The organism is Shewanella algidipiscicola (genome assembly GCF_900380485.1).
GTDB lineage: Bacteria > Pseudomonadota > Gammaproteobacteria > Enterobacterales > Shewanellaceae > Shewanella > Shewanella algidipiscicola.
In genome coordinates this window covers 652,415-668,633 of record NZ_OXJV01000001.1, presented here as the reverse complement: position 1 = coordinate 668,633, position 16,219 = coordinate 652,415, and the positions used below count along the sequence as shown (strand labels likewise).

The following is a 16,219-nucleotide window of genomic DNA, read 5'->3' as shown; positions in this document are numbered from 1 at the left end:
AAAGGTAGCTACTATGAGTCGCTCTTAACTACTCATAATAGACAAGCAATAAAAAAGGCGCAGATGCGCCTTTTTAATACTTAACTCACAAATTAATATCATGAGCGCCTATGGGGAGGGCTGCCTATGAGTCGAGTTTATCATCGGCAATCTTGTAGTGCGGATCTTCGATAAAGTTAACCTCAACCAGATCGCCTGCTTTGTGCAGCAATTGCTTACAATCTTGGCTTAAGTGACGTAAATGCAGTTTTTTACCACTGCTCACGTAACGTTCGGCTAAAGTGTCGATTGCACCTAACGCGGAGTGATCGCACACCCGTGAGTTTTGGAAGTCAACGATAACATCTTGTGGATCAGATTTAGCATCAAACAGTTCTAAGAAGTGAGCCACCGAACCAAAGAAGAGCGGACCATTGAGCTTGTACACTTTCCAGCCGTTAGCATCTTGGCTCACATCCACGTTGATGTGCTTTGCATGTTCCCAAGCAAATACCAAGGCGGACACAATCACGCCCACAAATACTGCAAACGCAAGATCGGTAAACACGGTGACAACGGTAACTAAGATGATCACGAAAGCATCGTGCTTAGGCACTTTACGCATTACCTTAAAGCTGGCCCATTCAAACGTACCGAGAACAACCATAAACATCACACCAACTAGCGCCGCCAGAGGGATCATTTCGATTAAAGATGAGCCAAATAAGATAAAGGCCAGGAGTGCTACAGCAGCCGTGATCCCCGAGAGACGTCCACGCCCGCCAGAGTTGATATTAATCATCGATTGACCAATCATGGCACAACCACCCATGGCACCAAAGAAGCCGCTGGTCATATTACCAATGCCTTGACCAATACACTCTTTGTTACCTTTGCCACGAGTGCCAGTCATTTCGTCGATCACTGTGAGGGTTAATAGTGACTCGATTAAGCCGACTGCAGCAAGAATAAAGGAGTAGGGCAAAATAATGTATAAGGTTTCTAAGTTAAAGGCCACTTCAGGGATGGCAAATGTTGGCAGCGAGCCTGCTATGGTGGCATTGTCATCACCACTCATAGACTTTAAGAAGTCTAATACGTTGCGGGTATCAAGATCGAAATAGACTACCAAGGCCGTTACCGTGAGGATAGCCGCCAGAGAAGAGGGGATAGCATTTGTCAGCTTAGGCAAAAACTGAATAATCGCCATTGTTAATGCTACTAACCCTAACATCAGCATGAGTTGATCTTGCGGTAACCAAGTCAGTACTCCATTAGCATCGGGGGCTTTGAATTGACCAAGCTGTGCCAGAAAAATCACAATCGCAAGGCCGTTGACGAAACCAATCATTACAGGGTAAGGCACGATGCGAATAAACTTGCCTAATTTGAGCAGGCCACAGCTAATCTGGATAAGTCCAGCGAGTACGACGGCTGCAAATAGGTACTGAATACCGTGTTCGGCTACCAGTGCCACCATGACGACGGCCATGGCGCCAGTTGCACCTGAAATCATTCCTGGGCGTCCACCAATCAATGCGGTGACCAGTCCCATGATAAAGGCTGCATAAAGACCAACCATGGGCTCTACGCCAGCAACGAATGCAAAGGCGACAGCTTCTGGTACCAAGGCTAACGCAACGGTTAACCCCGAAAGTAAATCGGCTCTATGGCTAGCGGTTTTGTGGCGAATAAGATCGAACATTTAGCCTCTGATATTAAATGATAGGTTGAAGTGGAATGGGTCGCGCATACTAGCAAAATTTTGACCACAGTAAAATAAAAAGCCATGCTGCTCAGCATGGCTTTTTGAGTTCAATAATGGCTATCCCTTAAGGACGAGCCATCTCCGAATTGGCACTATTACCACGAGTTGTCGGCTCAGTCGTTGCTTCTTTTGTTGACGCCTCATATTGACGCCCAGTGGGGATGTCAACATTGGGACGAGCCTCTATCGTTGGCTTAGTCATGCTCGAACTGACCATAGTACCAAAACGGCTGGTGGGTTTAGCTGCCGTTTTAGCCTTTGCTACCGACACTGCCACTGCAGGTGCCGACGTTTTAGGTTGAGTAGATACTGCCGTTGCTTCAATCTTAGCTGGCTTGGCCATAGGCGCAGAAACCGACTTAGGCGAAGCTTGAGTCGAATCCGTAGCGGTATCCACATCTGCAGACACTTCAACGTTTGCTACTGGCTCTACTGTAGTTACTGGTTCTACCGTGGCTTCAATAGGTTTAGCGATATCCTCTTGGGTCGCTGCTTGCGCGTTAGCCGCCGGTACAACCTCAGCTTTATCAGCTTTAACATTATCAGCTACATCATCAGCCTTGACACTGTCGCCAGTGGTTTTGGCTGAAGTGCTTGATGCGCTTGATGCGCTTGATGCACTTGATGATGAAGTGGCACGGCCTTTAGGCTTAGAGGCCTTTTTGTCTGCTTTTGCGTCACGGTTCTCTGAACCATCTGTCGCGGTAACTACAGCCTGAGTCTCTTGAGCTACAGTATCAGTTGATGCGTTAGCTTCTGTCGTTTTGACTTCGGTAGTTTCTGCGTTAACCGTGACTTTCGCTGGTGCTTCATCTGACGCAGCCGTTTCACCAGAGGTTTGCGGCACAGGCTCGATGTTGTTCACCGGGTTAGTGGTGCCAGACTGAGCCACATCATTATCAAGGATTGGCGCGGTTTCAACATCATTGGGGATGAACGCTGGCTGGCCATTGTCTGAGCGGCTTTCTTGGTCGCCATCTTCGTCACGACGACGACGTTGGCCTGCAGCTCTCAGGTGACGAGGACTACGACGACTGCGACGTTGACCATCACGTGGCTCACGTTTGTTATCGGCGTCTGCGTCATTGTTGTCGGCTGAGTTGTCATCATTATTCGCTTGAGCTTGAATTGCTGTTTCATTATCACTCTGAGCCTGCTCTTGCGTAGATTGCGTCTCGTTAGCCGAGTCAGCGTTTTGCGCTGGTTTTGGTTCAATAGCTTTTAAGGATTCAGCATCAGTATCAACAGCTTTTGATTCAACAGCGCTAGACTCCGAAGCATTTGCTGCGTTATCTGCCGCTTTATTTTGCTTTGGCTTAGCTTTACGAGGTTGACGCTTTGGACGGGCATTTTGCTCATCTTGTGGCGTTGCTACATCAGCTTGTTTGGTATCAGACTTTGGCTCAACCTCGACATCTTGAGTTTGTGCTTGCAATGCTAACGCTGCTTCATCAGCTTGTTGCTGTTCGGTCTGAACACGGACTTTACGACGCATGTTACGACGTTGACGACGCTCTCTTGCGGCTTCCTGTTTAGGTTGCTGCTCTTGCTCTGTGCTAACCTCTTCAGCGGCCTTTTGTGGGCTGCGTGTTTTGGTATCGTCACGTTTAACACGCTTGTTGTCATTACGCGCTTTAGTTGGGCGAGCATCACTTGCATCAGCCTTAGGCGAGCGGGTGCGCTTGTTATCAGTCTCTTTGTTGTCGCTGTCATCACGATTTTTACGAGTATCGTTACGACGGGTGTTGCGACGACCATTACTACGGCTTTGTGTATTACGACGAGGCTGAGATTTGCTTTCAGTCTCTTCTTTGCTTGGCTCACTGGCGCTAAAGAGATTACTCACAGCAGTAAGTAGCTTTGACAATAAGCCAGGCTGCTTAACGTCAGCGGCTTTTTGTACAGGCTTCTGAGCAGGAGTCTCAGACTTTGGCTCTTGTGTTGGCGCTGCGTAGCCTTTTAATGCTGGCTCTGGTGAAGCGGCACGTTCAAGTTTACGTGGCTCATAAAGTTTAGACTCTTGCTTTTCAAGTAGCTTGTAGCTTGATTCGCTAATTTGGTCATCTTTACGGTGACGTGAAACACGATAATCGGGTGTGGTCATGTTGGGATCTGGGATCACATAGACTTCGACGTTGTGACGCTGCTCGGTGATGCGGATCGCCTTGCGTTTTTCATTGAGTAGAAATGCAGCAACATCCACAGGTACCACGGCTTCAATTTGCGAGGTGTTCTCTTTGATCGCTTCTTCTTCCATTAGGCGCAAAATGGACAGCGCTAATGATTCGGTACCGCGAATCGTACCTTGACCATGACAACGTGGGCACAAGTGGGCAGCAGACTCTTCCAGTGATGGACGCAAGCGTTGACGTGACATTTCCATCAAACCAAAACGCGAAATACGCCCTAGTTGTACGCGCGCTCTGTCGTGGTGAACGGCATCGCGCATTCTGTTTTCAACTTCACGTTGATGTCTGACTGGGGTCATATCGATGAAATCAATCACCACCAAACCACCTAGGTCACGTAAACGTAATTGGCGTGCAATTTCGTCGGCGGCTTCAAGGTTGGTGTTCAGAGCTGTCTCTTCAATATCACCGCCTTTGGTGGCACGGGCAGAGTTAATATCGATTGACGTTAATGCTTCGGTCGGGTCGATAACAATTGACCCACCAGATGGCAGACGCACTTCACGCTGGAAAGCCGATTCGATTTGGGTTTCAATCTGGAAGTGAGTAAACAGTGGTACTTCGGCATCATAGTGCTTAATGCGGTCGACAAAGTCAGGGCGAACGAGTGCAACATGCTGTTTAGCTTGCTCATAAATACGCGGATGGTCGATAAGGACTTCGCCTACATCACGGCGTAAGTAATCGCGGATAGCACGCACGATAACGTTACTTTCTTGGTGAATAAGAAATGGCGCTGGACGTGTTTTAGCTGCTTCTTCAATAGCGGTCCAGTGGTGCTGCAAGACTTTTAAGTCCCACTTTAATTCCGCGGCATCTTTACCTACACCGGCGGTACGGACAATAAGCCCCATGCCTTGTGGCACTTCAAGCTCAGACATCGCCGCTTTTAGTTCGGTACGCTCATCACCTTCGATACGACGAGAAATACCCCCAGCGCGAGGATTGTTTGGCATCAGTACCAAATAAGAGCCGGCCAAGCTGATAAAGGTCGTTAATGCTGCGCCTTTATTGCCGCGCTCTTCTTTATCTATTTGAACAATGACTTCTTGACCTTCTTTCACCACTTCTTTGATGTTAGGGCGGCCTTGGAACGAGTAACCGTTAGGAAAGTATTCGCGCGCAATTTCTTTCAATGGCAAGAAGCCATGGCGGTCGGCGCCATAGTCTACAAACGCGGCTTCTAGAGAGGGTTCTACGCGGGTAATTTTACCTTTGTAAATATTGGCTTTTTTCTGTTCGTGACCTGGGCTTTCGATATCTAGGTCATACAGTTGTTGCCCATCAACGAGGGCAACGCGCAACTCTTCAGATTGAGTTGCATTAATTAACATCCGTTTCATGATGACGTATTTCTTCTTAAAATAGGGTCATCAGACTCGCAAATTTCGATGCATTACGGGCCCAGATTTGATGAGTGAAGCCTCGCGGCTTGGTTCTGGGCTAAGGTGCGCATTGTCTGTAAAACGCAATCACTGCGTGTCGCAACCTATTTATGGCTTATTTTTTAATATTACTAAAAACAAGGAATTCGTTGTAAAACGTCAACCAACCCCATAAATTCTATGTACTTTCCTGTAATGCCAAAATCGATAAGCGTCAGTCTGATGACGAGTTAGAATTAAACTTCGAATTTGGAGCGCTATTTGCTGGAGAAACCTCTTTGAAATGTGGCATAGATACTGGGTTTAGTCGTTCAAACGCGTTTTCTCGGTTTATTTTTGATGCAACGACTTGTAAATCAATGATTTGCTACTCAGTAGTAATGTTTTTTACTCTCCGCTTTTAGCGCATGCTTTGGGGGAAGCGTGAACACTTTATTCATCATTTAACCCCATTGGCGTGGCAAATATAGCAACAAACCAGAAATTCAGCAAATGGAAAGGCATAAAAGTTGTTAGTTGTGTACAATAAGCGGCTTGAACGAGAGCAAGGCGTAGTATGAATAATCAACAACCTCTAAATAAAGTCGAATTGGTTACTATAGATGAAGATCATTTAGGTCAACGAATCGACAATTTTCTTGTGACTAAACTCAAGGGCGTTCCTAAGAGCATGATCTATCGTATCGTGCGTAAAGGTGAAGTGCGGGTAAACAAGAAACGGATTAAACCTGAGTATAAATTACAAGATGGCGATATTGTTCGTATCCCGCCTGTTCGGGTATCGGCCAGTGATGACAAGCCCGCGCCGAGCGCTAAGTTAACCAAGGTTTCGCAACTTGAAGCGCGTATCGTATTCGAAGACAACTGGCTTATTGTGCTTAATAAGCCTGCGGGCATTGCGGTTCATGGGGGGAGTGGCGTCGATTTTGGTGTTATTGAAGCGATGCGCTCACTTAGGCCACAACAAAAATTTCTTGAATTAGTGCACCGATTAGATAAAGACACCTCGGGCGTTCTACTGATCGCCAAGAAGCGCAGTGCGCTTAAACATCTGCATGATCAATTACGTTATAAAAAAATGCAGAAAGATTACTACGCACTAGTGCGGGGGGAGTGGCAGAGCCATGATAAAGTCGTGAATGCGCCACTATTAAAACTGACTCTAAAATCGGGTGAGCGGATTGTACGGGTTAATCAAGAGGGAAAAGCCTCTGAGACGCGCTTTAAAATAAAGCAGCGTTATAAAGGGGCGACGCTAGTGCAGGCAAGCCCAGTTACTGGTCGAACTCATCAAATTCGAGTGCATTGCCAATATGCAGGCCATCCCATAGCGTGTGACGACAAGTACAGTGAGCAGAATTTTGATGATTCGATGCGAGCATTAGGGCTTAATCGTTTATTTTTGCATGCAGCGCAGCTGAAATTTATTCATCCGAGTACGGAAGAGGTTATGCAGGTCAAGGCGCCATTAGATAAGGCGTTAGAACAGCTATTATCGAAATTGGAAAAAGTATGAAACGATACGAATTAGTCATATTCGACTGGGACGGTACGCTAATGGACTCGGTCGGTAAAATTGTGGCATGTATGCAACAAACGGCAAAAGAGTTGAACTTATTGGTGCCTACTGAGACGGCCGTGCGCGATATTATCGGTTTGTCCATGGATGAAGCATTAAATGTGTTGTATCCGAGCGCCTCTCATCAGACTCGTCAGAACATGATTAATGTTTATCGTGAACAATATTTGCAGCTCAACCAAACACCAAGCCCTGTCTTCGATGGGGCAGAAGAGTTACTGTTATCCTTAAAGGCATCGGGTCACCAGTTGGCTGTAGCAACTGGCAAAGCCCGAGCTGGATTAAACCGAGTGTTGCATGAGACCGGATTTACCCAGCACTTTGTTGCGAGTCGCTGCGCCGATGAAGCCCACAGTAAACCGCACCCACAAATGTTGCAGCAATTATTACAACAATTGACGGTGGCACCAGAAAAGGCGGTGATGATTGGTGATTCAATTCATGATCTCAATATGGCCCGTAATGCAGGAATGGATGCCATTGGTGTGAGCTATGGTGCCCATAGTGCAGAGCGATTAAGTGCGGCCTTACCTGTTGCTGTTGTCTCATCAACCCCTGATCTATATATTGCGATCACTGCTCAGCGTTAATTACTCCTGCTAAATTGTTGCACTGACGCCTGATACATAGCCACAGTCGTGATCATTCTGCTGATATTAAGCTAAAGGCGTAAATTGGCGTTGATGAGTCGTTTTTACTCAGGAATTTTACGATTTCTTAATTTGTATTGCTGGCCGTTTACTGGGGGGCTAAAGCCATTCATTGCCTCTGCGATATCAAGGATACTTTGAGTATTTAACAATGTGTTTAATGCGATATTGAGCTTAGCTTGTACAACCATACTTAATCACTTATTTGGCTTGTTTAACCGGAGATCAACCTAGCGTCAGCAGGCGGCGTTAGGATATCGACCCCTTGATTGAGCAGCATCTCGGTGAGTGCGATAAGCGGTAGCCCCACTAAAGTATTGGGATCGCGTCCTTCAAGGCGAGTAAATAGGGCGATACCAAAACCCTCGCATTTAAAGCTGCCGGCGCAATTAAGCGGCTGTTCTTTTGCTATGTAATAGCGTATCTGCGCTTCTGTCAGCACTCTAAAGTGGACAATAAAGGGCTCGCATCGTACTTCGATACTGTCAGTAACCACATTGTAGAGCGCAATAGCAGTATAAAAGGTAACGCTTTTGCCTGAGACGTTCATCAGTTGTGTTACTGCGTTTTCTTGGGTTAATGGTTTACCCACGATTTGTCCATTAACCACTGCAACCTGATCTGAGCCAATAATGAGTCCGGAAGACTGACCTTTGGCCCCAGCCTTTGCCTTGGCGATTGCTAGGCGCGTCACCAAATCAGGAGCCGTTTCATTGATGTTTGGGGTTTCGTCCACTTCGGGCGCGCAAGTATCAAAAGTAATACATAATTTTTCCAGCAATGATTTACGGTAGCTAGAGGTTGATGCTAAAACAATGAGCGGTGTCATTAATGGGCCTTAGTTAAACTATTTCAAGATAAGATAATGGCATACAATCTTACTAACAATGGCTGGTTGGCACATCAGTTAATGTCTGATTGTGTCATACTATGCGACCACCAACTAAAATCTGTTAGTATTCGACTAAAATTAGTGAATGAATGCTTCTATTTTAAGCGCGCGGGGCTTGAGTATCACTGAGCGCTTGGGTAGAATTTTGCCTCCAATAATTTTTGATTTATTCATGAGTTTTTAAGAATAACTACCTTGAATGGTAAAGGTAGTGAATTTTCCTTTGACTAAGAGTAATTCAAACTATAATATGCGCGCCTTATGCAAACAGTAAAGATACCGGTTTCAATTGATCCAAACCGCGCGGCGGCAAGCAAGCTTTCTTATGAAGGCATGATTCCTGGTGTGCAGTTAAAACGGTTAAATGAATTATGTGCCGGCGACTGTTCCGATGTGGCAGTGTCGCTTGAATGTGGCGTAGATATACAGGGGATAGTCTACCTGAAAGGGAAGGCTGTGACGGAGCTCACTCTGAATTGTCAACGTTGCATGACACTATTTACCACAGAGGTTACGGTCGACTTTTGTTTTAGCCCTTGTGGGTCTGAGGCAGAAATCGATGAGCTCCCGGATGCGTATGACCCTATTGAGTGCAATGAGATAGGTGAAGTTCGTCTGCATCAATTGATTGAAGATGAATTGATCGTAGCTATGCCTCTGATCCCTATGCATGTTGACGGAAGTTGCAGCTTGGGCGATCAAGATATAGTAGTAGGCGAGATTGAACCCGCTCAACTGGAGCGTCCAAATCCGTTTGCAGTGTTAGAAAAACTGAAGAGCAAGTAATCTAGGAGACAGGTCAAATGGCTGTACAACAGAATAAAAAATCTCGTTCAAAGCGCGGTATGCGCCGTTCACACGATTCATTGAGCACTGCTCAATTGTCAGTGGACGCTACGAGTGGTGAACTACACCGTCGTCACAATGTGACAGCAGACGGTTTCTACCGCGGTCAAAAGGTTATCAACAAGTAATTTGTTGATAATTATATGACTGATCTGACGCTTGCGTTAGATGCGATGGGGGGCGATTTTGGCCCCTGCATCACAGTGCCTGCAACCCTGCAGGCACTTCGTTTATACCCCTTCCTAAATGTCATTATGGTTGGCGATAGATCGCAAATAGAGCCTCTATTACGCCAATGTGAATCGTCGTTACTGTCACGAATTGAAATTATTCATACCACTGAAGTGGTGAAAATGTGTGATCGCCCAGTGCATGCTTTGCGTAATTGTAAGCAAAGTTCAATGCGCCTCGCCATTGAATTAGTTCGTGATAACAAGGCACAAGCCTGTATCAGCGCCGGGAATACCGGTGCGTTAATGGCAATTTCTAAAGTATTACTGAAAACCTTACCCGGCATAGACAGGCCTGCTCTAGTCAGTTGTCTGCCTGCGGTAAATCAAAAACCGGTTTACTTACTCGACTTAGGGGCAAATGTGTCATGTTGCTCGGAAACCTTATTTCAATTCGCGGTGATGGGGTCGGTATTATGTGAAGCGGTCGATAAGAACCCTTCACCTAAAGTGGCTTTGCTCAATGTCGGTATTGAAGAGATAAAGGGTAACGATCAAGTTCAGCAAGCTGGGCAGTTATTGCAACAGAGTCCACAAATTAATTACACCGGCTTTATTGAAGGTGATGATATCTATTTAGGTAATGTTGATGTCATCGTCTGTGATGGGTTTGTCGGTAATATCACGCTTAAAACCTCCGAGGGCATTGCAAGGCTCCTCGTGCATCAGTTAAAGAAAGGATTAACTCAAGGCTTTTTTGTTCGGTTAATGGCCAAGTTAATCGCTCCGCGCATCAATAGTGTTTTAAATCAGATGAACCCCGACCACTATAACGGGGCAAGTCTGATAGGATTGCGCGGAATTGTAGTAAAAAGTCATGGAAGCGCGGATGAGTCTGCCTATTTGCAAGCAATTAGTTTGGCTGTAACCGAAGCGCAACGTCGACTCCCCAAGATGATTGAAGAACGTCTTGAGTCGATCCTTTTAGACATAAATAACTGATATCTCCTTATGCATACAAAAATTCTCGGAACTGGTAGTTATTTGCCAGCGCAAGTCCGTAGTAATCACGATCTGGAAAAAATGGTGGAAACCAGTGACCAGTGGATTGTTGAACGTACCGGTATCTCAGAGCGCAGAATAGCGGCCAAAGATGAATCTGTATCGACCATGGGTTATCAAGCGGCAGTTAAAGCGCTTGAAATGGCAGGTATAGCAGCAAGTGAGTTAGACATGATAGTGTGCGGCACCACCAGTGCCAGTAATGCTTTTCCTGCCGCTGCATGTGAGATACAGGCTTTACTCGGTGTTCACACCATTCCCGCATTTGATGTCGCTGCCGCTTGTTCAGGTTTTGTCTACGCTTTATCGGTTGCAGATCAGTTTGTTAAAACTGGTGCGGCTAAAAAAGTGTTAGTCATTGGTGCTGATGTATTATCACGTCTGTGCCAACCTGAAGATCGCTCAACGATTATTTTATTTGGTGATGGTGCTGGCGCGGCTGTGATAGGTGCCTCTGATACACCGGGTATCTTATCGACTCACATCTATGCCGATGGTCGTCAGGGTGACCTGCTCAAATGTTCATTCCCACCACGAGCGGGTGAAAGTTCTGAAGCGTTAGGTTACATGACGATGAAAGGCAATGATGTCTTTAAAGTTGCCGTCACGCAGTTGTCGCACGTAGTCACCGAAACATTACGTATTAATCAAATTGATAAAGCTGATATCGACTGGTTAGTTCCTCATCAAGCTAATTTCCGCATTATAAAAGCGACCGCTAAAAAGCTCGATATGAGTTTAGATAAAGTGGTGTTAACTTTAGCAAAACATGGCAACACCTCAGCCGCTTCCGTGCCAATTGCACTGGATGAAGCGGTGCGTGATGGTCGCATTCAACGTGGTCAGCTATTGTTGCTAGAAGCCTTTGGTGCCGGATTTGCTTGGGGCAGTGCGCTAGTGCGCTTTTAGTATTGTTGTTGACAAGATATAGATTGAGTAAAGGTATATAAAATGGAAAAGATTGCTTATGTTTTTCCTGGGCAAGGTTCTCAGGCCGTAGGAATGCTGGCCGATTTAGCCGCTGAGCATGATGTTATCGGACAAACTTTTGCTGAAGCGAGCCAGGTATTAGGCTATGACTTATGGCAACTTGTTCAAGAGGGACCCGATGAAACCCTTAATCAAACCGATAAAACCCAGCCAGCATTGCTAACAGCAAGTGTTGCCATTTGGCGTGTGATTGCATCAACCAATGCACCTAAGCCTGCCATACTTGCTGGTCACAGCCTAGGTGAATATTCAGCTTTAGTCTGCGCTGGTGTGATGAGTTTTACCGATGCGGTAAAACTGGTTGAACTTCGTGGACAGTTGATGCAACAAGCCGTTCCAGCTGGGACCGGTGCTATGTATGCCATTATAGGTTTAGATAATGAGGCGATCCAAACGGCTTGTGATGAAGCCGCACAAGGCGCCGTTGTTAGCCCCGTTAACTATAATAGTCCTGGCCAAGTGGTTATTGCGGGTGAAAAGTCCGCGGTAGAACGTGCCGCAGCAGCATGTAAAGCGGCTGGTGCTAAAATGGCAGTGGCACTGCCTGTGAGCGTGCCTTCGCATTGCGAGTTAATGAAGCCCGCAGCGGACAAATTAGCTGAAGCCTTAGCTGCCATTGAATTTAACATACCTGTCATTGATGTTATCAATAATGTTGATGTCGCTGCGCCACAAGCGGCTGACGCCATAAAAGATGCCTTAGTGCGTCAGCTTTATTGCCCAGTAAGATGGTCTGAAACGGTAGATGCTATGGCAGCAGATGGCGTAACACAGTTGGTTGAAGTGGGGCCAGGTAAAGTATTAACCGGTCTTGCGAAAAGAATTAATCGATCACTAAGTGCTCAAGTGGCAAACGACCCTGTCACAGTTGCAGCACTGAGTGAATAAAGGAGTTATTAATGAGTTTTACTATTGATTTAACAGGCAAGGTTGCCTTGGTCACAGGAGCTAGCCGAGGTATTGGCCGCGCAGTGGCTGAAACGTTAGTGCAGGCTGGTGCCACCGTTATTGGTACCGCTACCAGTGAGCGCGGTGCGGCAGCTATCCAAGATTATCTTGGGGACAAGGGGTTTGGCTTAGTATTAAATGTGACCGACAGTGAGTCAGTGGCCCAATTGTTTACCTCGATCAAAGAAAAAGCTGGCGATGTTGATATTCTTGTCAATAACGCAGGTATCACACGTGATAACTTGTTAATGCGCATGAAAGAAGATGAGTGGCTCGATATTATCGATACCAATCTGACATCTGTTTATCGCACCTCTAAGCAAGTGATGCGTTCTATGATGAAAAAACGTCAGGGTCGTATTATTAACATTGGCTCAGTTGTCGGTACAATGGGCAATGCAGGTCAAACTAACTACTGCGCGGCTAAAGCAGGATTGATCGGATTTACAAAATCTCTGGCCAGAGAGGTTGCATCTCGTCAAATAACAGTGAATGCTATAGCACCTGGATTTATTCAGACTGATATGACAGATGAGCTGACTGAAGAGCAGCAAAAAGGTATCATGTCGCAAGTTCCGATGGAAAGATTAGGTCAACCGCAAGAAATTGCGAATGCCGTACTATTTTTAGCCTCGGATTCAGCTGCTTACATTACAGGGGAAACTCTGCATGTGAACGGCGGCATGTACATGGTGTAATCGTCAGTTAAAACAACTGGCTGATTTTGATTGAATTTGGGCGTAAATTTGCGTAGGTTTCGTGGTTAGACCACAAAAGTTAAGCTTGCATTGTGTGCCAAATTGAATAAACTACTCGCAATCTTACGCAAGTGCGTAATTTGAATAGGAAAGAAACTAATGAGCAACATCGAAGAACGTGTAAAGAAAATCATTATCGAGCAACTGGGCGTTAAAGAAGAAGACGTTAAACCAGCAGCATCTTTCGTTGACGACCTAGGTGCAGATTCTCTGGACACCGTTGAGTTGGTAATGGCTCTAGAAGAAGAGTTTGACACTGAGATCCCTGATGAAGAAGCTGAAAAGATCACCACTGTTCAAGCAGCGATCGATTACGTTTCTAAGAATCAGTAATACTGAATTCTAGAAAACAGGCGGCATTTATGCCGCCTGTTTTTGTTTTCGGCTTATGAACATGCTCAGCACCGTCCGTGTGCAGAGGCAACTCTCGCCCCTTAATGTGCTATAAGATTAGTAAGCCCAATCATTTCATTGCCTCTTGAGGCATATCGTCATTACTTTAGTCAAAAGGTGAAAACGTGTCTAAACGTCGTGTAGTCGTAACAGGTCTTGGTCTCGTCACTCCTGTAGGCAATACCGTAGAGACGTCCTGGAAAGCATTAATTGCAGGACAGAGCGGTATCGCGCCAATCACAAAATTTGATGCATCTGAATTTTCCACCCGCTTTAGTGGGTCGGTAAAAGATTTTGATGTTGAGCAATATCTGCCCAAAAAAGAAGCGCGTAAGATGGATCTGTTTATTCAGTATGGCATGGCTGCAGGTATCCAAGCCATAGAAGATGCTGGATTAAATATGGAGCAAGAAGATCCAACCCGAGTGGGTACCGCGATAGGTGCAGGCATGGGCGGCATGCCACTGATCGAGGCGGGTCACTCAGCGCTATTAAAAGGTGGCCCCCGCAAGATTTCACCCTTTTTCGTTCCTAGCACCATTATCAATATGATAGCTGGTCACCTGTCGATAAAATATGGCATGACAGGCCCTAATTTTGCGGTAACCACCGCTTGCACTACAGGTGTACACAATATTGGTTTTGCAGCCCGCACCATTGCCTATGGCGATGCTGATGTGATGGTTGCTGGCGGGGCAGAAGATGTAACTTGTCCGTTAGCGGTCGGCGGTTTTGCTTCAGCTAAAGCACTTTCGACTCGAAATGATGATCCAACAGCGGCTAGTCGTCCATGGGACAAAGATCGTGATGGTTTTGTCATCGGTGATGGTGCTGGTGTGATGGTGTTAGAGGAATATGAGCGAGCTAAAGCGCGCGGTGCCACTATCTACGGTGAACTGGTCGGTTTCGGTATGAGCGGCGACGCCTTTCATATGACTTCGCCGCCAGCCGATGGCGCAGGCGCTGCTGCAGCTATGGTTAACGCGATCAATGATGCCGGTATTGATAAGGCGCAAGTGGGTTATATTAATGCTCATGGTACGTCGACCCCAGCTGGTGATAAAGCCGAAGTCGCAGCGGTTAAATCAGTATTTGAGCAGCATGCTTATGAGCTATTAGTGAGTTCAACTAAGTCGATGACAGGCCATCTTTTAGGGGCTGCTGGTGCGGTTGAGGCGATTATTACCTTGTTGGCCCTACGAGATCAGATAGTGCCACCAACCCTTAACTTGGATAATCCTGATGAGGGATGCGATTTGGACTTCGTTGCCCATAAAGCCCGCCAACATCAGTTTGAGTATGCACTTTGTAACTCATTTGGATTTGGTGGCACCAACGGCTCGTTATTGTTTAAACGTGGTGAATAAACCATCTTGTTTTATTAAAGCACCTTAGGGTGCTTTTTTTATGGGTGATCAACACTAGATGGCAGGTGGATTAAGCTTAATTCATCTCTATTGGCAAGTTGTCGATATCAGCAGATAATTCGGCTCTATTTATGTTACTGCTATGATTAGGAACCTATCGTGCTAAATTTATTCGTTGTGCCTTTAATGCCGTTAGTGGGGGCTTTGACTGCGAATTTAAGTACTATGATCCGTGGCGAAAGCGCAATAAAACTCAGTATAGGAATGAAGACCTTTGTCTGTGCCGCGACGGCGTTTGCGTCTGTCTGGTTTGCGCTGTTAGTCACAGCGATTTATGCCGGTGGTGATACCAACACGCTTGCAGGTGTTGAGGTATTGTTGCTGTTTATGGGGGGCTTGTTAGCTTATCCAATATTAAAACTTGAACGCTTTATTAGCGCCTCGATTCAATTGTGGTTATTTCGCCTTGCATTACCGTTAATTGTCTTTTCATGCGTGTTAGTGATGATGTTTGGTTAACATTACAGCGTAAATCGTTAATCTTAGATATTCGATTTACGCTATTTACAGTACACTTTAGCCAAGTGAATCATACAGAGTTCAATTACATGGCTGGAACAGAAAGAAACATCACACTACGATTTTTAGCCGAGCCGGCCGATGTCAATTTTGGCGGGAAAGTTCACGGTGGCGCCGTGATGAAATGGATCGATTTAGCGGCTTATGCATGTGCAGCTGGATGGAGTGGTAAATATTGCATTACCGTTTATGCTGGCGGCATCCGCTTTGTCAAACCTATCCATGTGGGTAATATTGTCGAAGTTAGCGCCAAAGTGGTTTATACCGGACGTACGTCCATGCATTTAGGGATTGATGTAAAAGCGGGTGACCCTAAGCATGCCGAACGTCATTTGACGACCCATTGCGTGGTGATCATGGTTGCAGTTGATGATGAAGGCCAGCCGACAGAGGTGCCTGAATGGATACCTCAAACAGACAGTGATAAAGAGATGCGTGAGTCTGCTATTCGATTAATGGATATGCGTAAAAAAATTGGGGCAGAGATGGCAGCGCACCTAAAACCTTAATTTATTTAAATAAAGGTTTTAATGGGCTAATGCCAGTCAGAGCATATGGCATTTTATTAGCTTAATTTATTCTCTAGATCTATTTGTATCTGGCGAAAGTTTTGATATAACTTGACCTCGGTTTTCGCATCCAGCGATAAATACTGTCAATTGAA

15 protein-coding genes are annotated in these 16,219 nt (G+C 45.9%); 12 read left to right on the top strand and 3 right to left on the bottom strand.

From position 1 onward, the window contains the following. Nucleotides 1-124: 124 nt before the first annotated feature. Nucleotides 125-1,684: a SulP family inorganic anion transporter gene (locus DN599_RS02965; protein ID WP_110456150.1), complete on the bottom strand. Its 1,560-nt coding sequence runs from the start codon at nt 1,682-1,684 to the stop codon at nt 125-127. A 127-nt stretch (nt 1,685-1,811) separates the two neighbouring features. Further along, complete coding sequence (rne, locus tag DN599_RS02960; protein WP_110456149.1) at nt 1,812-5,279, bottom strand: ribonuclease E; 3,468 nt, start codon at nt 5,277-5,279, stop codon at nt 1,812-1,814. Nucleotides 5,280-5,877: 598 nt separating this feature from the next. Here rne and rluC point away from each other — a divergent pair. Next, nucleotides 5,878-6,837: a 23S rRNA pseudouridine(955/2504/2580) synthase RluC gene (gene rluC / locus DN599_RS02955; RefSeq protein WP_110456148.1), complete on the top strand. Its 960-nt coding sequence runs from the start codon at nt 5,878-5,880 to the stop codon at nt 6,835-6,837. Further along, nucleotides 6,834-7,490 (top strand): HAD-IA family hydrolase, encoded by a 657-nt coding sequence (locus tag DN599_RS02950; protein ID WP_110456147.1) that lies wholly within the window; start codon nt 6,834-6,836, stop codon nt 7,488-7,490. The genes rluC and DN599_RS02950 overlap by 4 nt, the downstream gene beginning before the upstream one ends. A gap of 274 nt (nt 7,491-7,764) precedes the next feature. Here DN599_RS02950 and DN599_RS02945 read toward each other — a convergent pair whose 3' ends face one another. Next, the gene (locus DN599_RS02945) at nt 7,765-8,379 is read right to left on the bottom strand and encodes a Maf family protein (protein ID WP_110456146.1); all 615 of its coding nucleotides are present in this window, start codon (nt 8,377-8,379) and stop codon (nt 7,765-7,767) included. A gap of 324 nt (nt 8,380-8,703) precedes the next feature. Here DN599_RS02945 and yceD point away from each other — a divergent pair, with 324 nt between their 5' ends. From yceD to DN599_RS02895, 10 genes are all read left to right on the top strand, one after another. Next, complete coding sequence (gene yceD, locus DN599_RS02940) at nt 8,704-9,228, top strand: 23S rRNA accumulation protein YceD (protein WP_110456145.1); 525 nt, start codon at nt 8,704-8,706, stop codon at nt 9,226-9,228. 17 nt (nt 9,229-9,245) lie between these two features. After that, a complete protein-coding gene (rpmF, locus tag DN599_RS02935) occupies nt 9,246-9,416 on the top strand; it encodes a 50S ribosomal protein L32 (protein WP_020913118.1) in 171 nt (56 codons plus the stop codon). Nucleotides 9,417-9,431: 15 nt separating this feature from the next. Beyond that, nucleotides 9,432-10,460, top strand: coding sequence for a phosphate acyltransferase PlsX (gene plsX / locus DN599_RS02930; protein ID WP_110456144.1), 1,029 nt, complete (start codon nt 9,432-9,434; stop codon nt 10,458-10,460). Between the two features lie 9 nt (nt 10,461-10,469). Further along, a complete protein-coding gene (locus DN599_RS02925; RefSeq protein WP_110456143.1) occupies nt 10,470-11,429 on the top strand; it encodes a beta-ketoacyl-ACP synthase III in 960 nt (319 codons plus the stop codon). A gap of 42 nt (nt 11,430-11,471) precedes the next feature. After that, nucleotides 11,472-12,398, top strand: a complete 927-nt coding sequence (gene fabD / locus DN599_RS02920) for an ACP S-malonyltransferase (protein WP_110456142.1) — start codon at nt 11,472-11,474, stop codon at nt 12,396-12,398. Nucleotides 12,399-12,409: 11 nt separating this feature from the next. Next, nucleotides 12,410-13,156, top strand: coding sequence for a 3-oxoacyl-ACP reductase FabG (fabG, locus tag DN599_RS02915; RefSeq protein ID WP_110456141.1), 747 nt, complete (start codon nt 12,410-12,412; stop codon nt 13,154-13,156). Between the two features lie 159 nt (nt 13,157-13,315). Further along, nucleotides 13,316-13,549, top strand: a complete 234-nt coding sequence (gene acpP, locus DN599_RS02910; protein WP_011865403.1) for an acyl carrier protein — start codon at nt 13,316-13,318, stop codon at nt 13,547-13,549. A gap of 185 nt (nt 13,550-13,734) precedes the next feature. Then, on the top strand, nt 13,735-14,976 hold the full coding sequence (gene fabF, locus DN599_RS02905) for a beta-ketoacyl-ACP synthase II (protein ID WP_110456140.1): 1,242 nt from the start codon (nt 13,735-13,737) through the stop codon (nt 14,974-14,976). Between the two features lie 159 nt (nt 14,977-15,135). Beyond that, the gene (locus DN599_RS02900) at nt 15,136-15,495 is read left to right on the top strand and encodes a hypothetical protein (RefSeq protein ID WP_110456139.1); all 360 of its coding nucleotides are present in this window, start codon (nt 15,136-15,138) and stop codon (nt 15,493-15,495) included. A gap of 89 nt (nt 15,496-15,584) precedes the next feature. Next, the gene (locus DN599_RS02895; RefSeq protein ID WP_110456772.1) at nt 15,585-16,064 is read left to right on the top strand and encodes an acyl-CoA thioesterase; all 480 of its coding nucleotides are present in this window, start codon (nt 15,585-15,587) and stop codon (nt 16,062-16,064) included. The last annotated feature ends 155 nt before the right edge of the window (nt 16,065-16,219 follow it).